The organism is Sphingomonas sp. (assembly GCF_017745215.1).
Classification (GTDB): Bacteria; Pseudomonadota; Alphaproteobacteria; order Sphingomonadales; family Sphingomonadaceae; genus Sphingomonas.
In genome coordinates, this window is sequence record NZ_JAGHZV010000008.1 from 83,185 (window position 1) to 104,440 (window position 21,256).

Annotated in this window: 11 protein-coding genes; 4 read left to right on the top strand and 7 right to left on the bottom strand. The window is 68.2% G+C overall.

Going from position 1 to position 21,256, the window contains the following annotated elements; genetic code table 11:
• Positions 1 to 17: 17 nt before the first annotated feature.
• Positions 18 to 1,415 carry a pectate lyase gene (locus J7495_RS10140; RefSeq protein WP_294056375.1) on the bottom strand — a complete coding sequence of 466 codons (1,398 nt, stop codon included), beginning with the start codon at positions 1,413 to 1,415 and terminating at the stop codon, positions 18 to 20.
• A 278-nt stretch (positions 1,416 to 1,693) separates the two neighbouring features.
• Between J7495_RS10140 and J7495_RS10145 the strand changes: the two genes are divergently transcribed.
• From J7495_RS10145 to J7495_RS10160, 4 genes are all read left to right on the top strand, one after another.
• A complete protein-coding gene (locus tag J7495_RS10145; protein ID WP_294056376.1) occupies positions 1,694 to 4,594 on the top strand; it encodes a TonB-dependent receptor in 2,901 nt (966 codons plus the stop codon).
• A gap of 314 nt (positions 4,595 to 4,908) precedes the next feature.
• Positions 4,909 to 5,901 carry an alpha/beta hydrolase gene (locus tag J7495_RS10150; protein WP_294056377.1) on the top strand — a complete coding sequence of 331 codons (993 nt, stop codon included), beginning with the start codon at positions 4,909 to 4,911 and terminating at the stop codon, positions 5,899 to 5,901.
• A 373-nt stretch (positions 5,902 to 6,274) separates the two neighbouring features.
• Positions 6,275 to 6,754, top strand: a complete 480-nt coding sequence (locus J7495_RS10155) for a DUF2141 domain-containing protein (RefSeq protein WP_294056378.1) — start codon at positions 6,275 to 6,277, stop codon at positions 6,752 to 6,754.
• A gap of 113 nt (positions 6,755 to 6,867) precedes the next feature.
• A complete protein-coding gene (locus tag J7495_RS10160) occupies positions 6,868 to 9,513 on the top strand; it encodes a glycoside hydrolase family 3 C-terminal domain-containing protein (protein WP_366810998.1) in 2,646 nt (881 codons plus the stop codon).
• Between the two features lie 36 nt (positions 9,514 to 9,549).
• Here J7495_RS10160 and J7495_RS10165 read toward each other — a convergent pair whose 3' ends face one another.
• The 6 genes from J7495_RS10165 to J7495_RS10190 form a co-directional block, all read right to left on the bottom strand.
• The gene (locus J7495_RS10165) at positions 9,550 to 11,568 is read right to left on the bottom strand and encodes a glycoside hydrolase family 97 protein (protein WP_294056379.1); all 2,019 of its coding nucleotides are present in this window, start codon (positions 11,566 to 11,568) and stop codon (positions 9,550 to 9,552) included.
• Positions 11,569 to 11,591: 23 nt separating this feature from the next.
• Entirely contained in the window at positions 11,592 to 12,638 is a 1,047-nt protein-coding gene (locus J7495_RS10170; RefSeq protein WP_294056380.1) for a cupin-like domain-containing protein, read from the bottom strand.
• The gene (locus J7495_RS10175; RefSeq protein ID WP_294056381.1) at positions 12,631 to 14,121 is read right to left on the bottom strand and encodes a tryptophan 7-halogenase; all 1,491 of its coding nucleotides are present in this window, start codon (positions 14,119 to 14,121) and stop codon (positions 12,631 to 12,633) included. Before J7495_RS10175 ends, J7495_RS10170 begins: the two co-directional genes overlap by 8 nt.
• Positions 14,118 to 15,674: a tryptophan halogenase family protein gene (locus J7495_RS10180; RefSeq protein ID WP_294056382.1), complete on the bottom strand. Its 1,557-nt coding sequence runs from the start codon at positions 15,672 to 15,674 to the stop codon at positions 14,118 to 14,120. The genes J7495_RS10175 and J7495_RS10180 overlap by 4 nt, the downstream gene beginning before the upstream one ends.
• 68 nt (positions 15,675 to 15,742) lie before the next feature.
• Positions 15,743 to 19,132, bottom strand: a complete 3,390-nt coding sequence (locus J7495_RS10185; protein ID WP_294056383.1) for a TonB-dependent receptor — start codon at positions 19,130 to 19,132, stop codon at positions 15,743 to 15,745.
• Between the two features lie 587 nt (positions 19,133 to 19,719).
• Complete coding sequence (locus J7495_RS10190; protein ID WP_294056384.1) at positions 19,720 to 21,234, bottom strand: MFS transporter; 1,515 nt, start codon at positions 21,232 to 21,234, stop codon at positions 19,720 to 19,722.
• Positions 21,235 to 21,256 lie beyond the last annotated feature (22 nt).

A 21,256-nucleotide genomic window follows, 5' to 3' on the forward strand; every position in this document is an offset into this window, starting at 1 on the left:
TTTCGCCCCTGCCCTTCCTACGGCTTCCCCTCGCGCATCGCCTTGTCGCGCGCGCTGAGGTTCTCCTGCACCGGCCCCTTCTGCCCCGGATAGATGCCGCTCTTCGGCTCCATCGTGTCGAGGTTCCAGTCGGCCTCGACGAAGGGCGCCGCGGTCGGGACCTGCACCGGATAGCCGCCGACCTGGCGTTCGTCGTCGATGATCTCGCCGCGACCTTCCGCGACGAAGAACAGCACGCGGATGTCGTGGTCGTCGCGGTCCCAGGGGCGCGCGCCGGCGTTCGCGAGGACATGCGTCTCGACGTCGCGGACCGGCAGCACGTCGAGCCCCGCGGGCCAGGACACCGGCTTCTTCGCTTCGATCAGCCTGGCCTGGGTCTCGCCGTAGCGGCCGAACATCGGCAGCGGCTTGCCGAAGCGGTCCACCGCGATGTTGTCCTTGCCGTAATAGAGCAGGTCGCCGTCGCCGCCGAGCGTGAGGAAGGGCAGCCCCTCGTCGGTCGAATTGCCGCCGCGGAGCACATTGCCGACCGCGGAGAGCTCGCCGGTCTCATAGGCATGGCCCACCCATTCGAGCTCCATCAAATTGTAGTGGATCGCGCGGTGGCCTGGGTCGTAGATGACATTGTTGACCACCGCGGCATGGACGCCTCCCTTCAAGAGCGGGCTGCGCTCGACATTGTGCGCATAGACGTTGCGGTAGATCAGGATGTTGGTCGCATTGTCGTGGATCAGCGAACCCTTCGAATGCTCGCCCTTGGGGTGGCTGGCGTTGGCCAGGCCCTCGGCCAGCAGATTATAGCTGAAGGTCACGTCGTGCGAGGCGTGCTGGCGCCATTCGCTCACGTCCTTGCCGTCGAAGCGCGGGCCCGAGGCGGAGAGATTCTCGTCGAGCGCCCAGGTCATCGTGCAATGGTCGACGATGACGTTGTACGCACCGACGGTGGAGAGCGCGTCGACTTCCCAGCCGCTGAAATGCGCCTGGCCGTCGACGCCGGGGCGGATGCGGATGTGGCGGATGATCACGTCGTGCGTCTTCACGTCGAAGCCGCCGCGGATGAAGGTGACGCCCGGCGACGGCGCGGTCTGGCCGGCGATGGTAAGGAAGGGTTCCCGAATCGTCAGCGTGGTGCGCTGCATGTCGATCACGCCGCCCACCTCGAAGACGATGATGCGCGGGCCCTTGGCCTCGGCGGCTTCCTTGAACGAGCCCGGGCCGTCGGCCGCGAGCGTGGTGACGCGGAGGATCCGCCCGCCGCGTCCGCCCCGGGTGACCGCGGCCCAGCCGACCGCGCCGGGAAAGGCCTTGGCGGTCGCGGGGGCAGCGTCGGTCTGCGCCGCGGCAGGCGCGAGCGAGAACAACGCAGCAGCAGCCAGCGCAGCCAGACGCGCGGCGGCAACGAGCATCAGTCTCATCCTGGAACTCCTCTCCCCGCCGCTTCTTGACACGCGCGGCGGATCATCACAATGTCCTTATGACACCGGTTACTTCAACGCGAAAGCCCGGTGTTTCGACCGTGAAAGCACGGCGAATCGAGAGAGCTGGAGAGGAGATCGCGCGAGCGTCGGGGCCCGAGGGGTCCGTCTCCTCCACAAACGCAGTGCCTGCCCGTATCGCCCTCCAAAGGAGCGAGCCGGCGGGCAGTTTGGTTACCGGTGTCAGCGGGACTGGCACGGCAATTGGGGAGGATGGAATGGGCAATTGGGATCGCGCCGGCCTGAAGACCGCGGCGCAGCTTTTCCTGGCGACCTCGTCGCTCGCGCTCGCCACAGCGGCGCAGGCGCAGGACACGCCACCAGCGGACCAGTCCGCGAGCGCCGACGAGCAGCAGGGCGACGAGATCGTCGTCACCGGCTTCCGCCAGTCGCTGGGCGCGGCGATCAACCTCAAGCGCGAATCGGTCGCGTCGGTCGACGCGATCGTTGCCGAGGACATCGCCAAATTCCCCGACCAGAACCTCGGCGAATCGCTCCAGCGCATCCCAGGAGTCTCGATCCAGCGCGACGCCGGCGAAGGCCGCGCGATCACCGTCCGCGGTCTGGGCGCGCAATTCACGCGCGTGCGGCTGAACGGGCTCGAGACCGTCGCGACCTCGACCGACGGCGCCAGCGCCAACCGCGACCGCGCGTTCGACTTCAACGTCTTCGCTTCCGAGCTCTTCTCGAGCCTGGTCGTCCACAAGACCGCCGAGGCGAGCCTCGACGAGGGTTCGCTGGGCGCGGTGGTCGACCTCAACAGCGGCAATCCGCTGGGCGGCAAGACCGGCTTCACCGCAGTCGCCTCGGCAGTCGCGAGCTACAACGACCTCTCCGAGAAGTTCGGCCCGCGCCTCGCCGGGCTGCTTTCATGGAAGTCGCCCGACGGCACCTTCGGCGTCGCGCTGTCGGCCGCCTATCAGAAGACCAACAACCTCGAGCTCGGCAACAACAGCGTGCGCTGGGCGCAGGCGCGGTTCGACTCGGTCGACGGCACGCCCTGCTTCTACAGCGCCTATGCCGGCGGCACCGCGGTGGTGAATGCCGGCGGCTTCTACCGACCGAGCGCGGCGTGCGACAAGGCGGCGCTGGCCTTCCACCCGCGCATCCCGCGCTACGGCGAGGTCCGCCATGAGCGCGAGCGCCTCGGCATCACCGGCAGCATCCAATGGGCGCCGACCGAAGCGACCAAGGTCTCGGTCGACGCGCTGTTCTCGCGGTTCAAGGAGACGCGCGAGGAGAAGTGGGGCGAGGTGCTGCTGCGTTCGAACGAGCGCTCGATCGACCTCACCAACTATGTCGTCGATTCGACCAACACGATGGTGAAGGGCACGCTCAACGACGCCTGGGTGCGCACCGAGCATTATCTGCGCAAGTCGGATACCCAATTCTACCAGATCGGCGGCAGCTGGGATCAGTCGCTGGGCGACAACTTCCGCTTCACGCTGCTGGGCGGCGTCTCCAAGTCGGATGCCGACATACCCGTAGAGACCACCTTCGTGTTCGACGACCGCGACGCGCAGAACTATCAGTTCGACTATACCGACCGGAACCACCCCAAGCTGACCTTCGGCACCAGCGTGACCGACCCGGCGAACTTCCAGCTTGCCGAGATTCGCGACCGCCCGTCGAACGTCACCAACCGATTCCGCACCGCGCAGCTGCGCACCGAATGGGACGTGGCGGACGATTTCACCGTCAAGTCGGGCGCGATGTACCGGCGCTTCAGCTTCACCTCGGTCGCCTATCTGCGCGACGCGGTTGTGTGCCCGGCGGCGGGCAAGGACGTGGTGCTCGGTACGATCACCTGCTCGGCGACCTCGCTGTTCGGCCCGACCGCGATCTACGGCTATCCGGCGACGGGGCTCTCCGAAGTGTTCAACCTGGGCGACGCGGGCCAGCCCTCGGGCACGACGACGAGCTGGCTGGTGCCCGACATCGACAAGGCCGCCGCCTATACCGGCCTCTACAACCGCACGCCGACGCTCGATGCGGGCAACAACCGCGGCGTGGTCGAGAAGGTGACCGGCGGCTATCTCCAGTTCGACTTCAAGGGCGCGATCTTCGGGCTCGACTATGCCGCCAATGCGGGCATCCGCTTCGCGCATACCGACCAGGCCTCGAGCGGCATCACCAGCGGCACCTTCGTCACGGTCAAGCGCAACTATGACGACTGGCTGCCCTCGGCAAACTTGGTGCTCTACCCGACAAAGGACTTCCTGATCCGCGCCGCGGTGGCGAAGGTGATCACCCGGCCGACGCTGGGCAACCTCACGCCCGGCGGCTCGGTCGACGGGTTCAACTACAAGGTGACCTTCGGCAATCCGTTCCTGAACCCCTATCGCGCGACCGATTTCGACCTGGCGTTCGAATGGTATTTCGCGCCGCAGTCGCTCGCCTCGGTCGCGCTGTTCAAGAAGGACGTCGCGAGCTTCCCGATCTCGGCGGTGACCAGCGGAACCTTCGCCTCGACCGGCCTGCCGCTCTCGGTGATCCCGGCGAGCTCGCCCGCCGCGACCAAGCCCGAGGGGCAGCTATGGACGATCACCGGCAACATCAACGGCGCGGGCGCCAGCCTGAAGGGCGTCGAGCTTTCGCTCCAGGCGCCGTTCCGCTTCCTGCCGGGCTTCCTCAAGAACTTCGGCGGCATCGCCAACGTCACCTTCGTCGACTCCTCGGCGCTCTATTCGCCCGCCGGGCCGACGCTCGTGACCTGCGTGCCGCCGGCCAATCCCGTGACCACGGCCTGCGCCTTCGGTCCCAATGTCGCGGTGCCGGGCGGGCGGACCGCGACGCTGTTCGGCCTCTCGAAGACAGCGTGGAACGCGACGCTCTACTATGAGGATTCGAAGTTCAGCGCGCGCACCTCGATCAGCTATCGCGGGCCGTACATCGACATGAACAGCGGCACGGGCAACGTATTCGAAGGCTATAACAGCGCGTTGAACGTCGATGCTTCGGTCCGCTACAAGGTGACGCCGTGGCTCGAGGTGTCGGTGGAAGGCGTGAACCTGACCGACGATTACCGCGATCGCTACACCGATCTCGATGCCAACCGGAATTACGAATACAACCACTTCGGCCGAACCTTCCTGTTCGGTGCCCGCGTAAAGATGTAGATTTCCCCCTGAAGTCTCTTGTGTCGCCGCGGCCGCCCTGGGTGCCGCGCCGCCGCGAGGCGGCCGCGGCAGACGGCTTGATGTTACCGGTGTCAAAGCCTCGCGCCGCCGCGCGAGCGCGGTGCGGCATGCCGAAGGGTTGGCGCTCCAGAATGTGCGCACGAACGGGAGGGTTGTGGGAGCACCGCAATCGCTCCACACACTCACCGTCATCCCAGCGGAAGCCGGGATCCGGGGTCGCAAAGGGCAGCGCCCGTAGTCCCGGGGTCCCGGCTTTCGCCGGGATGGCGACTGGGGGTGTCGGGAGAATGCGCATGACGATTGACCGCCGCACGATGCTGGGCATGGCCGCAGGCGCCGCAGCGCTTTCGGCCGACGACCGACTGGCGCAGACCGCGCCCAGGGGGGCGCTGCCTGCGGGGCAATGGGAACCCGGCGAAGTCATCCCACTTTGGCCCGGCGCCGCGCCCGGAATGCCCGCGGCGGCGCCGCCGCAGGAAATCGTCCAGCGCAGCCCCGATCCGAACTTCACCGATCGCGCGCTGGTCCATGTCGCCCAGCCGCGGCTGACCGTGTTCCGCGCCCCCGAGCCCAACGGCGCGGCGCTGCTCGCGATGCCGGGCGGCGCCTATCAACGCGTGGTGATCGACAAGGAAGGGTTCGAGATCGGCCGCTGGCTCGCGGCGCGCGGCGTGACCGTCTTCGTGCTCGCCTATCGCCTGCCAGGCGACGGCTGGGCGGCCGGCCCCGATGTCGCGCTTTCGGACGCACAACGTGCGATGCGGGTCATCCGGGACCGCGCCAGGCACTATGCGATCGATCCCCGGAGGGTCGCCGCGATGGGCTTTTCGGCAGGCGGCCACCTCTGCGCAGACCTGCTGACTCGCCACGACGCCGGCACCTACACTGCGGTCGACGCCGCCGACGGCTTCTCGGCCCGACCGCTGCTTGCTGCGCCGATCTATCCGGTGATCACGATGAGCGCGCCGTTCGCGCATATGGGATCGCGGAAGGAACTGCTCGGTGCCGCACCCTCGCCCGAACTCGAGGCAGCGCATTCGCCCGCCGCGAACGCCGCCGAGGGCGCGCCGCCGACCTTCCTCGTCCATGCCGAGGACGACGATGTCGTGCCGGTGGAGAACAGCCTGATGATGCGCGCGGCGCTGCGAGCGAAGGGCGTGCCGGTCGAGACGCACCTGTTCACCAGCGGCGGCCACGGCTTCGGCATCCGCCAGGTCGCCGGCAAGCCCGCCGAGGCGTGGCCGGAGCTGTTCCTCGCCTGGGCGAAGACTCAGGGCCTGTTCTGAAGGGCTGTTCGGAAATGCGCCTCGCGGCGCATGGCGGTGCCGCCTGGAAACTCGCTCTTTCGCGAGTTTCCAAACAGGCTCTGAGGGGCGGTACCGGGATCATTTCGCTACCTCGGAGCCTATGGCCACCCCGCCGGCGCCGGCTCGATGGAGATCCGGAATCGCTGGAGGCGCCGCATGCACAGCGCGCGAGCGGCGGTCCGCTCGCCTGTTTCGCGCCTGTCCCCTCCTCCGCGCCGCGATCGGAGCCGCGGGCGCAACGGATCCCGGGCGATCAGCGTGCAATTCCGCGGCGTACCTTCACTGGCGAATCATACTTGAGCATGGTTGCCGCTCAGCCCCTGTTCAGGCAGGGCGCGCAGAAGAGACGCTCATGAAGAACCTGCTGATTCTCCTCCCTCTCCTCCTCGGCGCCAGCGCCGCCCCCCTCGCCGCCCAAGCTCCCGCCCTGCAGGGCAACGGCTGCCAGGGCCCGCCGAGCGACGTGAAGCTCTATGTCGACGTGAAGGGGCTGCGCTCGAGCAAGGGGCTGGTCGCGGTCACCCTCTATGCCGACGACAAATCGAAGTTCCTGGTGAAGCACGGCTCGATCTATGTCGGCCGCGTCGACGCGCATGCGCCGAACACGCGCGTGTGCATGAACCTGCCCAGGACCGGCGTCTATGCGCTGGGCGTCTACCACGACGAGGACGGCGACCGGCACTTCAAGCGCAACTTCGTGGGCATGCCGGTGGAGGGCTTCGGCTTTTCGAACAATCCGGGCACCTTCTTCGGGCTGCCGCAGTTCACCGCGGTGCGGCTCAACGTGCCTCATGGCGGCTATGAGACGACGGTGAACGTCCGCTACCCGTAAACAAGGCCATTGATTCCCAGCCCGCGGGAGCAACTTCACAGGCGCTTCCGATTGACTGACTCGCGCCCGCACCGCATTGCTCAGACAAATCGCAATCGGCAGGGAGAGGAATCGTGACGCTGCAATTCGGGCACTGTCGGATGCTGGCGCTTGCCCTGCTCGGATCGAGCGCGGCCGTTCCGGCGCAGGCGCAGCTCTACAAGGATCCGCGCCAGCCGATCGAGAAGCGCGTCGAGGACCTCGTCAGCCGCATGACGCTCGAGGAGAAGGCGGCCGAGATGCAGAACGCCGCGCCCGGCATCCCGCGGCTGGGCATCCCGCCCTATGACTGGTGGAACGAAGCGCTCCACGGCATCGCGCGCGCGGGCGAGGCGACGGTCTTCCCCCAGGCGATCGCGATGGCGGCGACGTGGGACCCCGCGCTGCTGCTCGCCGAAGGCCAGGTGATCGCCGTCGAGGGCCGAGCCAAGTACAACCAGGCGCAGCGCGAGCGGAACTACGACCGCTACTACGGCCTCACCTTCTGGTCGCCCAACATCAACATCTTCCGCGATCCGCGCTGGGGGCGGGGCCAGGAGACGCTGGGCGAGGATCCCTTCCTCACCGGCACGCTGGCGACGCGCTTCATCCAGGGGATCCAGGGCGAGGACCCGCGCTATTTCCACGCCATCGCGACGCCCAAGCATTTCGCGGTCCATTCGGGCCCCGAGCCGCTGCGCCACGGGTTCAACGTCGATCCGTCCCCGCGCGACCTGTGGGAGACCTACCTCGCCGCCTTCCGCCGCACGATCACCGAGGGCAAGGCATATTCGCTGATGTGCGCCTACAACGCCGTCGACGGGAAGCCGGCGTGCGCGAACGACATGCTGCTCGGCCAGGTGCTGCGCGGCGCCTGGGGGTTCAAGGGCTTCGTCACGTCGGACTGCGGCGCGATCGACGACGTCACTTCGGGGCACAAATATAGGAAGACCAACCCCGAGGCCGCGGCGATCACGGTGAAGGCGGGGACCGACACGGGCTGCGACTTCAAGAACGAATATCTCGACCTGCCCAAGGCGGTGCAGGCGGGACTGATCGGCGAGGCCGAGATCGACGTCGCGGTGAAGCGGCTGTTCGAGGCGCGGATGCGGCTTGGGCTGTTCGATCCGCCCTCGATGGTCCCTTGGTCGAGTACGCCGATCTCCGAGAACCATTCGGCGGCGCATCGCGCGCTGGCGCTTCGGGCGGCGCGCGAGTCGATCGTGCTGCTCAAGAACGACGGCATCCTGCCGCTCGGCGCCAAGCCGGGCAGGATCGCCGTGATCGGGCCCAACGCCGCGTCGCTGATCGGGCTCGAGGGCAATTACAACGGCACGCCGGTGGGCGGGGTGCTGCCGGTCGACGGGATCGCGGCCAAGTTCGGCGCCGCGAACGTGACCTATGCGCAAGGCTCGCCCTTCACCCCCGAGCTCGCGCTGCCGGTGCCGCGCACCGCCTTCGGGCCGGGGCTGAAGACCGAATTCTTCGCCAACACGACGCTGAGCGGCAAGCCCGCCGCGGTGCGCACCTCGCGCGCGATCGACGAGAATTGGAGCGGCGTCGCGCCCGCGCCCGGGCTCGACCCCAATCGCTATTCGGTGCGCTGGAGCGGCACGATCGCGGTGCCGGCGCCGGGCGACTATGAGTTCCAGGTCGAGGGCTCGCGCTGCAATCCGAAGAGCAACACCGAAGCCTTCACGCTGCGGATCGAAGGCGCCGAGCCGTTCCGGATCGAGAACGGCTGCCGCAATCCGGATGCCGAGACGGGGCGGACGATCAAGCTCCACTTCGCCGACACGCGGCCGCGCACGATCGTGCTCGATTATGCCCATGAGGCACGCCGCAACGCGCCGCATGTCGCGCTTTCGTGGAAGGCGCCGGCAGGGGCGCTGCGCGACGAGGCGCTGACGGCGGCGAAGGACGCCGACGTGATCGTCGCCTTCGTCGGGCTCAACGCCTGGCTTGAGGGCGAGGAGATGCCGATCGACATCCCCGGCTTCCGCGGCGGCGACCGCACTGAGATCGCGCTGCCCAAGGCGCAGGCCGACCTCGTCGAAGCGCTCGAAGCGACGGGCAAGCCGGTGGTGATCGTGCTCCAGACCGGCTCGGCGATCGCGCTGGGTGAGGTGGGCGACAAGGCGCGCGCCGTGCTCGTCGGCTGGTACGGCGGCGAGGCGGGCGGGACCGCGCTCGCCGAAGTGCTGAAGGGCGAAGTGAATCCCTCGGGCCGGCTGCCGGTGACCTTCTACAAATCGGCGAAGGACCTGCCGCCGTTCGAGGACTACGCCATGGCCGGGCGGACCTATCGCTATTTCGGCGGCAACCCCGAATATGCCTTCGGCCATGGGCTGAGCTACACAAGCTTCACTTATTCGAACCTGAAGCTCGGCGCATCGACCGTGGCGGCAGGATCCGAGCTCGAAGTCAGCGTGACGGTGACCAACAGCGGCGCACAGGCGGGCGACGAGGTCGCGCAGCTGTACCTCAGCACGGCCGGCCGCGAGGGCGCGCCGATCCGCTCGTTGAAGGGCTATGATCGCGTCCACCTCGAACCGGGGAAGAGCGCGGTGGTGCGCTTCCACCTTAGTCCTCGCGACATGGCGCTCGCCGACAAGGACGGCGTGATGCGGATCGCGCCGGCGGACTATCGGCTGTGGGTCGGCGGCGGGCAGCCGGGGACGGGTGCGCCGGGCGCCGAGACCGGGTTCAGGGTGATGGGATCGATGGCGTTGCCGAAGTGACCTTCAAATCCTCCCCTTCCAGGGGAGGATTTTGGTTCAATCCAGCGCCTTGAAGCGAATCGCCACGCCGCCGCCCGGAGCCAGGTTCAGGTCCAGCGTGTCGTCGCTCGTCACCACTTGCTTGGCGATCTCGATCGCGAGCGGGCTGGTGCGGTAGTCCGCTCCCGGCGCGTCGCGGTAGATCTGCGCTTCGTAGCGCTTGCCTGGCGTCAGGAAGCCCAGCTTCTGCCTTAGGCTGCGCGCGGTCTCGTCGGTCACGCCGCCGAGGAACCAGTCCTTGCCGCCGCGCGGCTGGCGCGCGACGACGACATAGTCGCCGATCTCGGCCTGGAGCGTGACGCTGTTCTCCCAATCGGTCGGCACGTCGAGGATGAACTGGAAGGCGGGCAGGTTCGCTTCGTAATTCTCGGGCAGGTCCGCGGCCATCTGGATCGGCGAATAGAGCACGACGTAGAGCGCCAGCTGCGTCGCCAGCGTCGACTGGACGCGGCGCTCGACCCGGTCCTGGCCGTGGGCGAGGTCGAAGATGCCCGGCGTATAGTCCATCGGCCCGCCGAGCATGCGCGTGAACGGCAGGATGGTGACGTGCTCGGGCGGGTTGGTCGGGATGCCCCAGGCGTTGTATTCCTGCCCGCGCGCGCCTTCGCGACTCACCCAGTTCGGGTAAGTGCGGCGCAGGCCCGTGTCCTTGACCGGCTCGTGCGTGTCGATCGCGACATGGTTCTTGGCGGCGACCTCGACGACGCGGAGGTCGTGGCGGACCATATACTGGCCGGCAAACCATTGTTTTCCGCCCTCGGCGTCGACGATGTCGCCCGAATGCTTGACGTAGCCGGTCTTGACGACGTTGACGCCGACGCGCGCGTAGAGCTTCATCGCGTCCTCGAGCTGCGCCGAATAATTTTCGACGCCGCCGCCGGTCTCGTTGTGGCCGATCAGCTTGACGCCCCTGGCCTTGCCGTACGCCGTGATCGCATCGATGTCGAAATCGGGGTAAGGCTTGGTGAAGCTGAACTTGTCGCCATGCGCGATCCAGTCGCCGTCCCAGCCCTGGTTCCAGCCCTCCACCAGCACGCCGTCGAAGCCGTATTTGGCGGCGAAGTCCATATAGCGCTCGACGTTGCGCGTGGTGGCGCCGTGATAGCCGCCGCTGCCCCATGTGGTCTTGTTGAGGTGCATCTCCCACCACACGCCGACATACTTGCCGGGCTTGAACCAGCTCACGTCGCCGAGCTTGTTGGGCTCGTTGAGGTTGAGCTCCATCCGGCTGTCGGCAAGGCCGCCGGCGCTGTCGGTGACGAGCAGCGTGCGCCACGGGGTGGTGAAGGCGCCGGTCTTCTTCGCCAGCACGCCGTCGGGCCAGGGCATCAGCTTGGCCGAGAGCCTGCCCGCGCCGTTGCCGGCGAGCAGCATCGAGGGGAAGTCGACCAGCGCTGCCTCGTGGATCGAGAGGTAGAGGCCGTTGTCGCCCTTCAGCGTCAGCGGGGTCTCGGCCAGCGTGATGCGGCGCGCGTCGGTCTGGGTGTAGAGATATTCGTCGCGCTCCTGGCCGAGCGCTTCGTACCACCAGGCCTGGTAGGTGCCGATCGTGTGGAACTGGGTGCGGTCGTTCGTCACCGATACCGCCTGGCCGGCGGGGATGCCGGCATAGTCGTAGCGGAAGCCCAGCCCCTCGTCGAAGAGGCGGAAGGTGACGCCGACCGCCTTGTTGAGCGCGGTATCGCCGGCGAGGGTGAAGCTCAGCTCGTTGTGATGGTCGCGCACGAGGCGCTGCTCGCCCCAGGGCTGTTCCCAGCTCGCGTCGGCCGACGCGCGGCGGACATTGGCGATCGCGGTGTACCGCGCGGCGGGCTCACCCGCGAAGGTGAGGCCCATCTCCGACGGCGCGATCACGGTGATGCCCTTGCGGCGGACCTCGTAGAGCGCGCGCCCGTCCTCGACGCTCACGCACACCTCGAGCACCTTGCCCGGCGACTGCGCGCACTCGCGCGGCGCGGCGTGGGCGGCCGCCGGCAGTGCGAGCGCGGAAATCAGGGCAAGCGTACGGAGAGTCATTCGGGATACTCGCGTTTGAGGAGTCATGACTTGAGCGTCGCGATCTTGAGCTGCTGGCGCAGCATCGCGCGGAACGAAGGGCTCATCGCGCCGAGCGCGCCCTGGAGCGGCTCGGGGATATGGCCGACCGGATCGCCGCCGGTGCGGAAGACATAGGTGTCGAACATCTCGCGCCAATAGGCGCGCTCGCCGGGCGGCAGGTCCTTGAGTGCGAGCAGGGCGGTGAGGAAGCAATCGTTCGGGTTGCCGAGCCCGGCGGCGGTGTCGCCCCACCAGTAATTGACCATGGCGTTGTACGGATCGAGCGAGACGACGTGGTGCCACCAATGCTTGGGCACGAAGATCGCGTCGCCTGGATCGAGCCAGGCGGCGCGCGCGGCGGCGAAGGCACGCGCGTAGCGCGGGAAGCGGTCGAGGTCCGGGTTCTCGGGATCGACGAGCGAGAGCGGCGGCGGATTGTCGAGCGGGCCGACATAGAGGTTGCCGACCTGCTCGGGCGGGAAGAGCAGGAAGCGGCGGCGGCCCGCGATCACGCAGGCGAGATTGTGGTCGCGATCGTTGTGCGTCTGGGTGCGCACGCGGCCGCCGACCCAGAGCCGCGGGCCCACGTCGGCGGGGAGCAGCGGCATCGGGTTCTGCCGCACGAACTCGGGCATGTGCTGCGCGAGCGGGAGCATCTGGATCGCGACATAGGGCGCGCGCGGCTCGCCGATGAGGCGCTCGATCCGGTCGAGCGTGTCGGGCACGCCGGCGCGGCGCTTGGAGAAGCTGAACTCGCGCAGGTCCGCGCCATAGGCGAAGCGCCCGCCGCTGCGCGACGACGCTTCCATCACCGGGGCGGGGGCGCCGCGGTCCATCCCCTTGAGGTAGGCGTTGAGCTGGGCGGAGCCGGCGCGGCCGGCGGCCAATGCGGGCCAACGGTCGAAAGTGCCCTTCAAAATCACCGGGCTTTCGGTGGAGACCACCTTGGCGAAGTCGGCGGGCGACTGGGTCGCGATCGCGGCGACGCGCGGCAGGCTGTCGGGATCGAAGGCGCGCGCGGCGCGGCGGATGCGGACGGCCTCACCCATGCGCGCCTCCTGCGAGCCGGGCGAGATAGGCGTCGTGCGTCGGCTGGCGCAGCACCTGCTCGCGCACGAAGCCGAGCATGCGGCGGAAGGCGGCCTTCATCTCGTCGGGCGAAGTCTTGTCGATCGCCGGGAGCCAGCTCTGTGGGCTCAGGCCATGGCCGGTGAAGAGCATCCGCCAGCTGTCGGGCGCGAAGCTCTCGTCCTCCCAAGGCGCGATCTCGCCGCGCGCCGCGAACAGCGCGACGCGGTGCGCGAGATCGGGCGAGACCCGGGCGGCGCGGGCCTGCGACCAGAAAGGGCCCTCGCCATAGCGGTTGAGCGCGTAATGCGCCGACTGGAAGTCGCGGACGCGCTCGAACGCGGCGCGAGTGACGCGGTTGAACTCGTCGCGCTGCGCCGCATGGCCGCCGCGCGAGGGGAAGCGCGCGAGCAGGTTGATCAGGCCGAGCTGGATCGCATGGAGCTCGACGCCATGGACCGGGTCGAACGCGCAGGCCGCCTCGCCGAGCGCGACGCAATTGCGTGCCCAGCCGGCGGTGCGACGGCCGGGCGCGGAAGCGCGCACCGCGGCGCCGGCCAGCGGCAGCCCGCTCGCCGACGCCGCAGCCTCGAGCGCATGGTCATCCCCATGAACCGCGCTCGAAAAGGCATGGAGGACGTGGGTGCCCGCCTGGCTGGGATAGAGGCCGGTCCAGCCGGTCTCGCTCGCGCGAAGCTCGGCATAGACAGGGAGCGAGGCGAAGCGCGGCGCCATCGCGGCGAGGACGCGGTCGGCGGGGAACATGCCGCGCCAGTCCTCGACCGGCACGCCGAGCGCCTGGCCGATCAGCAGCGCCTCGGCACCGGTCGCGTCGACGAAGAGGTCAGCCTCGACGCTGCGGCCACCGTCGAGCGCGAGGGCGGCGATGTCGCCGGTCTCGGGGTGCAGCATGGCCTGCGCTTCGGTGGCGGCGAGCACCGTCGCGCCGTGGTGGAGCGCGATGTCCTTGAGCACCGCGGTGTAAGCGTGCGCGGGAAGGTGGTAGCCGTAGTCGGCGCGGCCGTAGACTTCGGTGTCGTCGTCGGGGATCAGCAGCCGGCCCTGGCGCGCGGCCGAAGCGGTGAGCGAGAAATCCTCGAGCCCGACCGCGAGGCCGTGCGCGCGCGCCTTGACCCAATAAGCGAAGAAGTCGCGGCCATCGATCTGCGCGCCCGCCGAGCCATAGGCATGGAGGAAGGCGGGCGTGCCGGCGACGGTGTCGACGAAGTTCTGGCCGAGGCTGAAGGCGCCGCCGGTCAGGCGGATCAGCGCATCCTCGTCGATGCGCAGCTGGTTGTGCAGCGCCTCGAGCGGCGGGAGCGCAGCATGGATGTCGGCGGCCGCGAGCGCCGAGGGCAGCTCGACCGCGGTGACGGTGACCCAGCTAGGTCCGAGCGCGCGCTGGAGCACGGCGGCGGAAAGCCACAGCGCCGCGTCGCGACCGAGGACCACGACACGGGTCATGCTGCACCTGCCCTGGCTGGCGTGGCCGCAGCTTCGCCGGGGCAATAGGAAGCGAGGAACTCGGCATGGCCCGAGAGGTCCTGCGCGTTGTCCGCGATCCGTTGGCGCAGATCGGCGAGGCGACGCAGCATTTCGTCCTGCGACAGCGCATTCGCGAGCGGGCTGTAGCCGCGCGGGGTTATCCCCTGCCCCAGCAGCACCGCGAGCCAGCTATCGCGCGAGAAGAGGCCGAGGCGATAGTCGGGCGCGGCGGCGGACTCCTCGAACAGCGCGATCTTGTGCCGGAGGCTGTCGGGCAGCTGCATCGTGCGGACATGGTCCCACAAAGGCTGCCCGTGCCGGCGGTTGGCGGTATAGTGGAGCACCAGGAAGTCGCGCGTGCGATCGTAATGGATCTCGAACAGCCGGTTGAACTCGGCGGCGAGCGCGGCGTCGATCCCCTGCCCCGGCGCGGGGATCAGCGCGGCGAGATCGGTGACCGCGGCCTGGATCAGGAAGATCGACGTCGATTCGAGCGGCTCGAGGAAACCGCTGGCCAAGCCTACTGCGACGACATTCCCTTCCCAGCAGCGCGCGCGGCGGCCGGCCTGGAAGCGGAGCAGCCGCGGATCGGCGAGCGGCTCGCCGTCGAGCGCGCCGAGCAGGGTCTCGCGCGCTTCGTGCTCTTCGATGAAGCGGCTCGAGAAGACATAGCCGTTGCCGGTGCGGTGCTGGAGCGGGATCCGCCAGGTCCAGCCGCCCTTCTGAGCAGTCGAGCGGGTGTAGGGCGTCAGCGGATCGGCGCTGGCGCAGGGTACGGCGAGCGCGCGGTCGCAGGGGAGCCATTCGCTCCAGTCGTACCACGGCACCTCCATCGTCTTGCCGAGGAGGAGCGAGCGGAAACCGCTGCAATCGAGGAAGAAATCGCCTTCGAGGATAGCGCCGGACTTGAGCGTGAGGCTCGCGACATGGCCGGTGCGTCCGTCGCGGGCGACGTCGACAACCTGGCCCTCGAGGCGCTTCACCCCCCGCGCGGTCGCCCAGCGGCGGAGGAAATCGGCATAGAGGCCCGCGTCGAAATGATAGGCATAGGCGAAGGTCGAGCGGATCGACCTGGCGTCCTCGGTCGGGAATTCGAAGCCGTTCGCCTGCGCGGCGGCGATCGCGAAGCTATAGTCGTGGATCGGCCCGACATCCTGGCCGGCGAGCATCGCCCGCGCCCAATGGTGCTGGAAGTCGACGCCCGCCCAGGGCTCGCCGAAGGTGCCGAAGGGGTGGATATAGCGTTCGCCGGGCTGGTCCCACCCCACGAACTCGATGCCCAGCTTGAAGCTGCCCTGGGTCTCGCGCATGAACTGCGCCTCGTCGATCCCGAGCATGTCGTTGAAGGTCTTGATGTGCGGCAGCGTCGCTTCACCGACGCCCACCGTGCCGATCTCGTCCGATTCGATCAGCGTGATCGCATAGTCGGGGCCCGCGAGCAGGTGCACGAGCCCCGCCGCCGCCATCCAGCCGGCGGTGCCGCCGCCGACGATGATGAGCCGGACGGGCTTCGCTGTCGCATCCTCTCGCATGACCGGTTCCTGCCTCCGGGAAAATTTGGCGCCGCCGCCAGGGCGGGCAGCGGCGCCAGTGGGAGGTATCAGAACTTGAAGCGCGCGCCGAAGGAGAAGCGGCGGTCCACCCGGCCCCAGTTGGAGTCCATGTAGACCGGCTTCGCGCCCGGCGTTATCGACGTGTCGCCGAAGACCTGCTGCTGGTAGACCGTGGTGGTGTTCAGCAGGTTCGAGCCTTCGATCGAGAGCTCGACCCAGTCGAACGGCGAGAAGCGGATCGACCCGTCGAGGTAGCCCGCCGCCTTCTGGAACACCGGCAGGCCGATGCAGCAATCGAGGTTGTTGGTGAGGAAGCGCGACCGCCAGTTATAGGCGAGGCGCAGCGCCACCGGGCCCTTTTCGTACAGCGCCACGGCGTTGAACGAGTGCTTCGAGATGCCCGCGAGCATGTGCGAGTCCATCACCGCGCCGCGCCCGCCCGAGACGTCGAGGCCCGCGCCGAAGCCGCCGGTTCCGCCGCCGTCGAGCGCGCCCTGCGTCACCAGGTTCGAGTTGTTGATCCCCGACTGGTCGACATAGGTGTAGTTGAGCTGCGCGCCGAGGCCAGAGAGCAGGCCCGGCAGGAAGGTGAAGAAGCCCTGGTAGGCGACTTCGAAGCCCTTCAATTCACCGCCGCCCGCGCCGTTGCGCGGACCGCGGAGCAGCACGTTCTGGGTCGAGCCGTTGTTGGTGATCGTGCGGCTGAACTCGCCATAGGCGATGCTGCCGTTCAGGTGCTTGTAGAAGAGGTCGACGCTGAACGAGCTGCCGTTGCCGAAATAATGTTCGAAGGTCAGGTCGAACTGGTCGGCGGTGATTGGCTGGAGCCCGGCATAGCCCGATTCCGCACGGAACACGAAGTTGTAGCCGGTGACGTTCGCCGCGGTGTGCGCCGCGGTCGGCGAATTATAGACGATGTAGGGCGAGTCCGGCCCGGTGTTGATCACCGGCGAGTTGATCGAGACGAAGTTGCGCAGCAGGCCGAAGTCCGGCCGCGACATCGCCCGCGAATAGCCGAAGCGGACGAAGCTCTTGTCGTCGAGCCCGAAGCGCACGTTGAAGCTCGGCAGCCATTGGGTGTGGCTGGCCTTGAACGTGTTGGGCGTGCCGCCGCCGTTCGAGAAGGCGAGGATCGCCGGGGTGAGGTAGCAGGACGGATTGACGATCGCCGTGCCCGACAGCGGCGTGCCGCACGGCGCGAGCAGCTGGAGGTTGGTCGAGGTCGGGAAGCCGATGCTGCCGTCGCTGCTGATCTCGGTCTTGATCACGCGGACGCCGGCGTTGCCGCGCACGGTGATGCCGCCGAAGATCGTCTTGTCGTCCCCGCCGAAGCGCGCCATCGCATAGGCGGCCTTGGTCCGCTCGCGAACGTGCATCACTTCGCTGGGCAGGAAGCAATCGTCGACGGTCGCGTCGCTGCGGTCGCAGACCGGTGTCCAGCCGGGCGAAATCGGCGAGTTGGTGGTCGGTCCGCTGAGCGACTGGACGAGCTTGGGGAAGTCCTGGAGCGTCGCGCGGTTGAGATAGACGAGCGGGCCGTTCGAATAGACGTTGCCGTCGAAGAAGCCGTCGCCGAGCGTGGTCGATTCCCATATGCCCGCGCCATAGCCCTTGAAGTCGGGGTGGCCGGCGGCACAGGCCGGATAAGGCGCGGGGCTGGTGTTGTCGATGTTGAAGCCCGGGCCGTTGCAGTTCCACGAGGCCGCGATCGGCGTCCAGTTGAAGGTCGAGTAGCGGACGTTCTGGCTGCGGTTGGCGTAGCGCACGCCGACCTTCAGCGAATCGAGCCAGCTGCCGTCGCCGAACTCATATTCGAGGTCGCCGCGCAGCGCGGTCTCGTGGCCGTCATTGTCCTCGACGTGCGCCTGGATGAACGGCATCCAGTAATTGTGTGGGTTGGCGAGGCCGCCGGTCGCATAGTTGACGTTTGAGCCGGGAAGCAGCTCGACCTTGGGCGTGCCGTCCTCGTTCACGCTGTACTTCATGTTCGCCATCGAGCCGGTGGCGACGAGGATGTCGTTGTTGCTCGTGCTCGCGGTGATGCGCTGGCCGTCGAGGGTGACGTGGAGCCGGTCGGTCGGGTCCCAGCGGACGTTCGCCGAAAAGTCGCGGGTCGATTCGCGATGATCGAAGTTGCGCGCCTCGTTCTGGAAATAGAGGCCGTCGCGCAGCGTCGAGCAGACGTCGGGCGCGGCGCAATTGTTGACGAAGGGCTTGCCCGGGACGGCGGAACCGGTGTTGATCGCGTCCTGGGTGCTGCTCCAGCTGCCCAGCCAGCTGCCATGGCCCTGGGTCAGCACGCCCGAGACGAGCCGGCCGTCCGAGCCGAAGACGAGCGAGCTGCCGTCGGCGGCGCCGAGGATGGTGCTGCCGCGTGGATTGAAGGCCTGCGTGCCGTAATAATTGCCGTCGAAGATCGTGTGCGACGCACGCTCGAGCCAGGCATTGTGATAGCGGGATTCGGTGTACTGGGTAGTGATCCGGAAGTTGCCCGAGTTGTTCTCATACTGGCCCGCGAGCGCGAAGCCGGTGCGGGTGCGGTCGTAATCGACCTGCGAATAGCGGATGCCGTCGGGCACATAGGCCCAGCTCGAGCCGCCGAAGGGATTGCCGGTGCACCCGATCGACCCGTCCGGCTTCACGCCGGTGACGTTGGTGCAATAGGTGTCGATCTTGTCCATGATCACGCTTTCGGTGCGCGTGACGACATGGCTGCGGGCGACGTCGGCGAGCAGGCCGAAGCGGCCGATCCCGGTCTCCCAGGTGTCGCTGATCAGGCCCGAGAATTCGCCGGTCCACTTGTCCGACCGGTCGCCGTAGGTGGCCTTGGCGACGCCGGTGACGACCAGCCCCTTGCTGTCGAACGGCAGGCGCGTGCGCAGCACGACGGTGCCGGCGATGCCGCCCTCGATCATGTCGGCGGTCTGGTTCTTGTACGCATCGACGCCGGCCATCAGCTCGGGCGAGACGTCGTTGAAGTTGAGCCCGCGGGCGCTGTCGGCCGAGAAGCTGTCGCGGCCGTTGAACTCGGTGCGGACCATGGTGAGGCCGCGGATCAGCACGCCGGCGGGCTCGCCCGACGGGTGCGTCGAATCGTCGGTCGACTGGAGGCGCGACACGGTGATGCCCGGCACGCGCTGGAGCGCGCCGGCGACCGAAGTGTCGGGGAAGGCGCCGATATCGGTCGCGGTGATCGAATCGACGATGGTGTCGGCGTTCTTCTTGATCTGCGCGGCCGACTGGAGCGCGCGGCGCACGCCGACGACGACGATGCCTTCGTCGTTGCCCGGCGCGCTGCCGTCATCGGCCTGGGCGGCCGGCGCGGGCTCGTCCTGCGCATAAGCGGCGGGCCCCCAGCCCATCATCGCCAGCGCGGCCAGCGAAACGCTCCCGCGAAGGAGCGCGCTGCGGCCGCGGCTCGAACGAATGTCCTTCATTTCCTACTCCCTGTTGTCTGCCGCTCCTGTCCCCGGAGCCGGTCGAATTCACACGCGAAGATCGCCGGGCCCCTGCGGGTCCGGACTGCCAAGAGATCAGGCTGGGTGCGGTGGTGCCGCGGCACCGGCCTTCGCGGCCGGCGCGCATGGGTTGCGCAGTGTCATCGTCCCCTCCTCCCCCAGCGCCTGGCGATGGTCCCCCCGCCGTGACGCCGATGCTGCAACCGGCCGCAAGTCCCCTGCGGCCTTGAGCGGGAATGCGCAATTTGCATCACCGCCCGTTGATTTGCGTAATTTTGCGTACACTGGGCGAGGCAGGCAAGAGGCAAAAGATTTTGCGCAGCATCGTGGTTTCGGCGCCACATGCACTTTTTCAAGCAATTGAATTATAAGCACTTAAATTTCTTGTTAGCGCTCACAGAAAATGACGAGCGTTGTCATGCCAAACAAAATCTGCTTGGAAACGGCGCGAAATACTGCAATATTTGCATGGAAATTGCGCAACTCGGGGCAGTGTTTTGCGGGAGTGGGCAGAAGAGAAATCGGCGAGTCGAGCCGGTGCGGGTCGCCGTGCCGCGGCCCTCGATTCAGCCGTGGCGCCCCGGGCTTCGCGGCAGCGTGAGCGCGAACAGCGCGGCGAGCCCGAACGACCCCGCCGACAGCGCCAGCGCGGCGATCGCGCGCCCCTCGAACCACTCGCCGACCAGTGCGCCGAGCACGGTCGCCGCGACCAGCTGGGGCAGCACCAGGAAGACATTGTGGATGCCCATGTACACGCCGGTCTTGCTCGGCGGCACGGCGCTGGAGAGCATGGCATAGGGCAAGGACAGGATCCCGGCCCAGGCGATGCCGATGCCGGCCGCCGGGAGCCACAGCAGCGCGGGGTCGCGGATCACGAGGAAGCCCGCCAGCCCGAGCCCGCCGCACGCGAGGCACAGCGCGTGCGTGACCGGCCGGCCGAGCCTGGCGGTCACCAGCGGCAGCAGCAGCGCGACCAGCGAGGCGACGCCGTTGTACCCCGCGAAGAGCACCCCCACCCAGTCGGCGGCTTCGTTGTAGCCGGGCGTGCCGGGATCGGGCGCGCCATAGTGCTGCGCGGCGACCGAGGGCGTGGTGTAGATCCACATCGCGAACAGCCCGAACCAGGTGAAGAACTGCACCACCGCGAGCCGGCGCAACAGCAACGGCATGTGGAGGATGTCCTCGACGATCTCGAACATGCCGATCGAGGCGTGGCCCGCGCGGCGCATCCACACCGCGCCGAGCTGGGCGAGCCCGAACACCGCGGCGAGCACCGCGACGACATAGGTCTCGCGCTCCCAGCCGCCGAGCCCGGCCGCGGCGGCGAGCGCGATGCCGCCGAGGATCCACAGCCAGCCCTGGCGGACGAGCTTGGCGGCGCCCTCGGCGCTGGGGATCAGGTGCGGGTCGGCGGCGGTCTGGGCGGCGCGATCGGGCCTGCGCTCGCGCGTGGTGAAGACGCTCCAGCTAACCGCCGCGACCAGGCCGATCGCGCCGATGGTGAAGGCATAGCGCACCGAATCGGGGACGACGCCGGGCCGGCCCTGCCCATCGATCCCGAACCAATGGGTGAGCATCCACGGCAAGGCCGAGGCGAACACCGCGCCCGCGCCGATGAAGAACACCTGCATCGCGAAGCCGGTGGTGCGCTGCTCCTCGGGCATGGTGTCGGCGACGAGCGCACGGAACGGCTCCATCGCGATGTTGATCGAGGCGGTGAGCAGCCAGAGCATCAGGCTGGCCAGCATCAGGCTCGGCGCGTGCGGCATCGCCCAGAGCGCGGCGCCGGCGAGCAGCGCGCCGCCGAAGAGATACGGTCGCCTACGGCCGAGCGGGGTCCAGGTGCGGTCCGAGAGATAGCCGATCACCGGCTGGACGAGCAGCCCGGCGGCGGGGCCGGCGATCCACAGGATCGCGAGCTCGTCGATGTTCGCGCCGAGCGTCTGGAAGATGCGGCTGGTGTTGCCGTTCTGCAGGCCCCAGACGATCTGCACGCCGAACAGACCGATGCACATGTTCCAGATCTGCAGGAACGACAGCCGCGGGCGTTTCGGCGCCGGCGCGGCTTCTTCCGAGTCCAACGAATTTCCCTCCCCTGGCGGC

What these genes read in the sequence shown, in the direction of transcription:
- J7495_RS10140 (WP_294056375.1), bottom strand. Translation starts at nt 1,415, where the DNA reads ATGAGACTGATGCTCGTTGCCGCCGCGCGTCTGGCTGCGCTGGCTGCT.
- J7495_RS10145 (WP_294056376.1), top strand. Translation starts at nt 1,694, where the DNA reads ATGGGCAATTGGGATCGCGCCGGCCTGAAGACCGCGGCGCAGCTTTTC.
- J7495_RS10150 (WP_294056377.1), top strand. Translation starts at nt 4,909, where the DNA reads ATGACGATTGACCGCCGCACGATGCTGGGCATGGCCGCAGGCGCCGCA.
- J7495_RS10155 (WP_294056378.1), top strand. Translation starts at nt 6,275, where the DNA reads ATGAAGAACCTGCTGATTCTCCTCCCTCTCCTCCTCGGCGCCAGCGCC.
- J7495_RS10165 (WP_294056379.1), bottom strand. Translation starts at nt 11,568, where the DNA reads ATGACTCTCCGTACGCTTGCCCTGATTTCCGCGCTCGCACTGCCGGCG.
- J7495_RS10170 (WP_294056380.1), bottom strand. Translation starts at nt 12,638, where the DNA reads ATGGGTGAGGCCGTCCGCATCCGCCGCGCCGCGCGCGCCTTCGATCCC.
- J7495_RS10175 (WP_294056381.1), bottom strand. Translation starts at nt 14,121, where the DNA reads ATGACCCGTGTCGTGGTCCTCGGTCGCGACGCGGCGCTGTGGCTTTCC.
- J7495_RS10180 (WP_294056382.1), bottom strand. Translation starts at nt 15,674, where the DNA reads ATGCGAGAGGATGCGACAGCGAAGCCCGTCCGGCTCATCATCGTCGGC.
- J7495_RS10185 (WP_294056383.1), bottom strand. Translation starts at nt 19,132, where the DNA reads ATGAAGGACATTCGTTCGAGCCGCGGCCGCAGCGCGCTCCTTCGCGGG.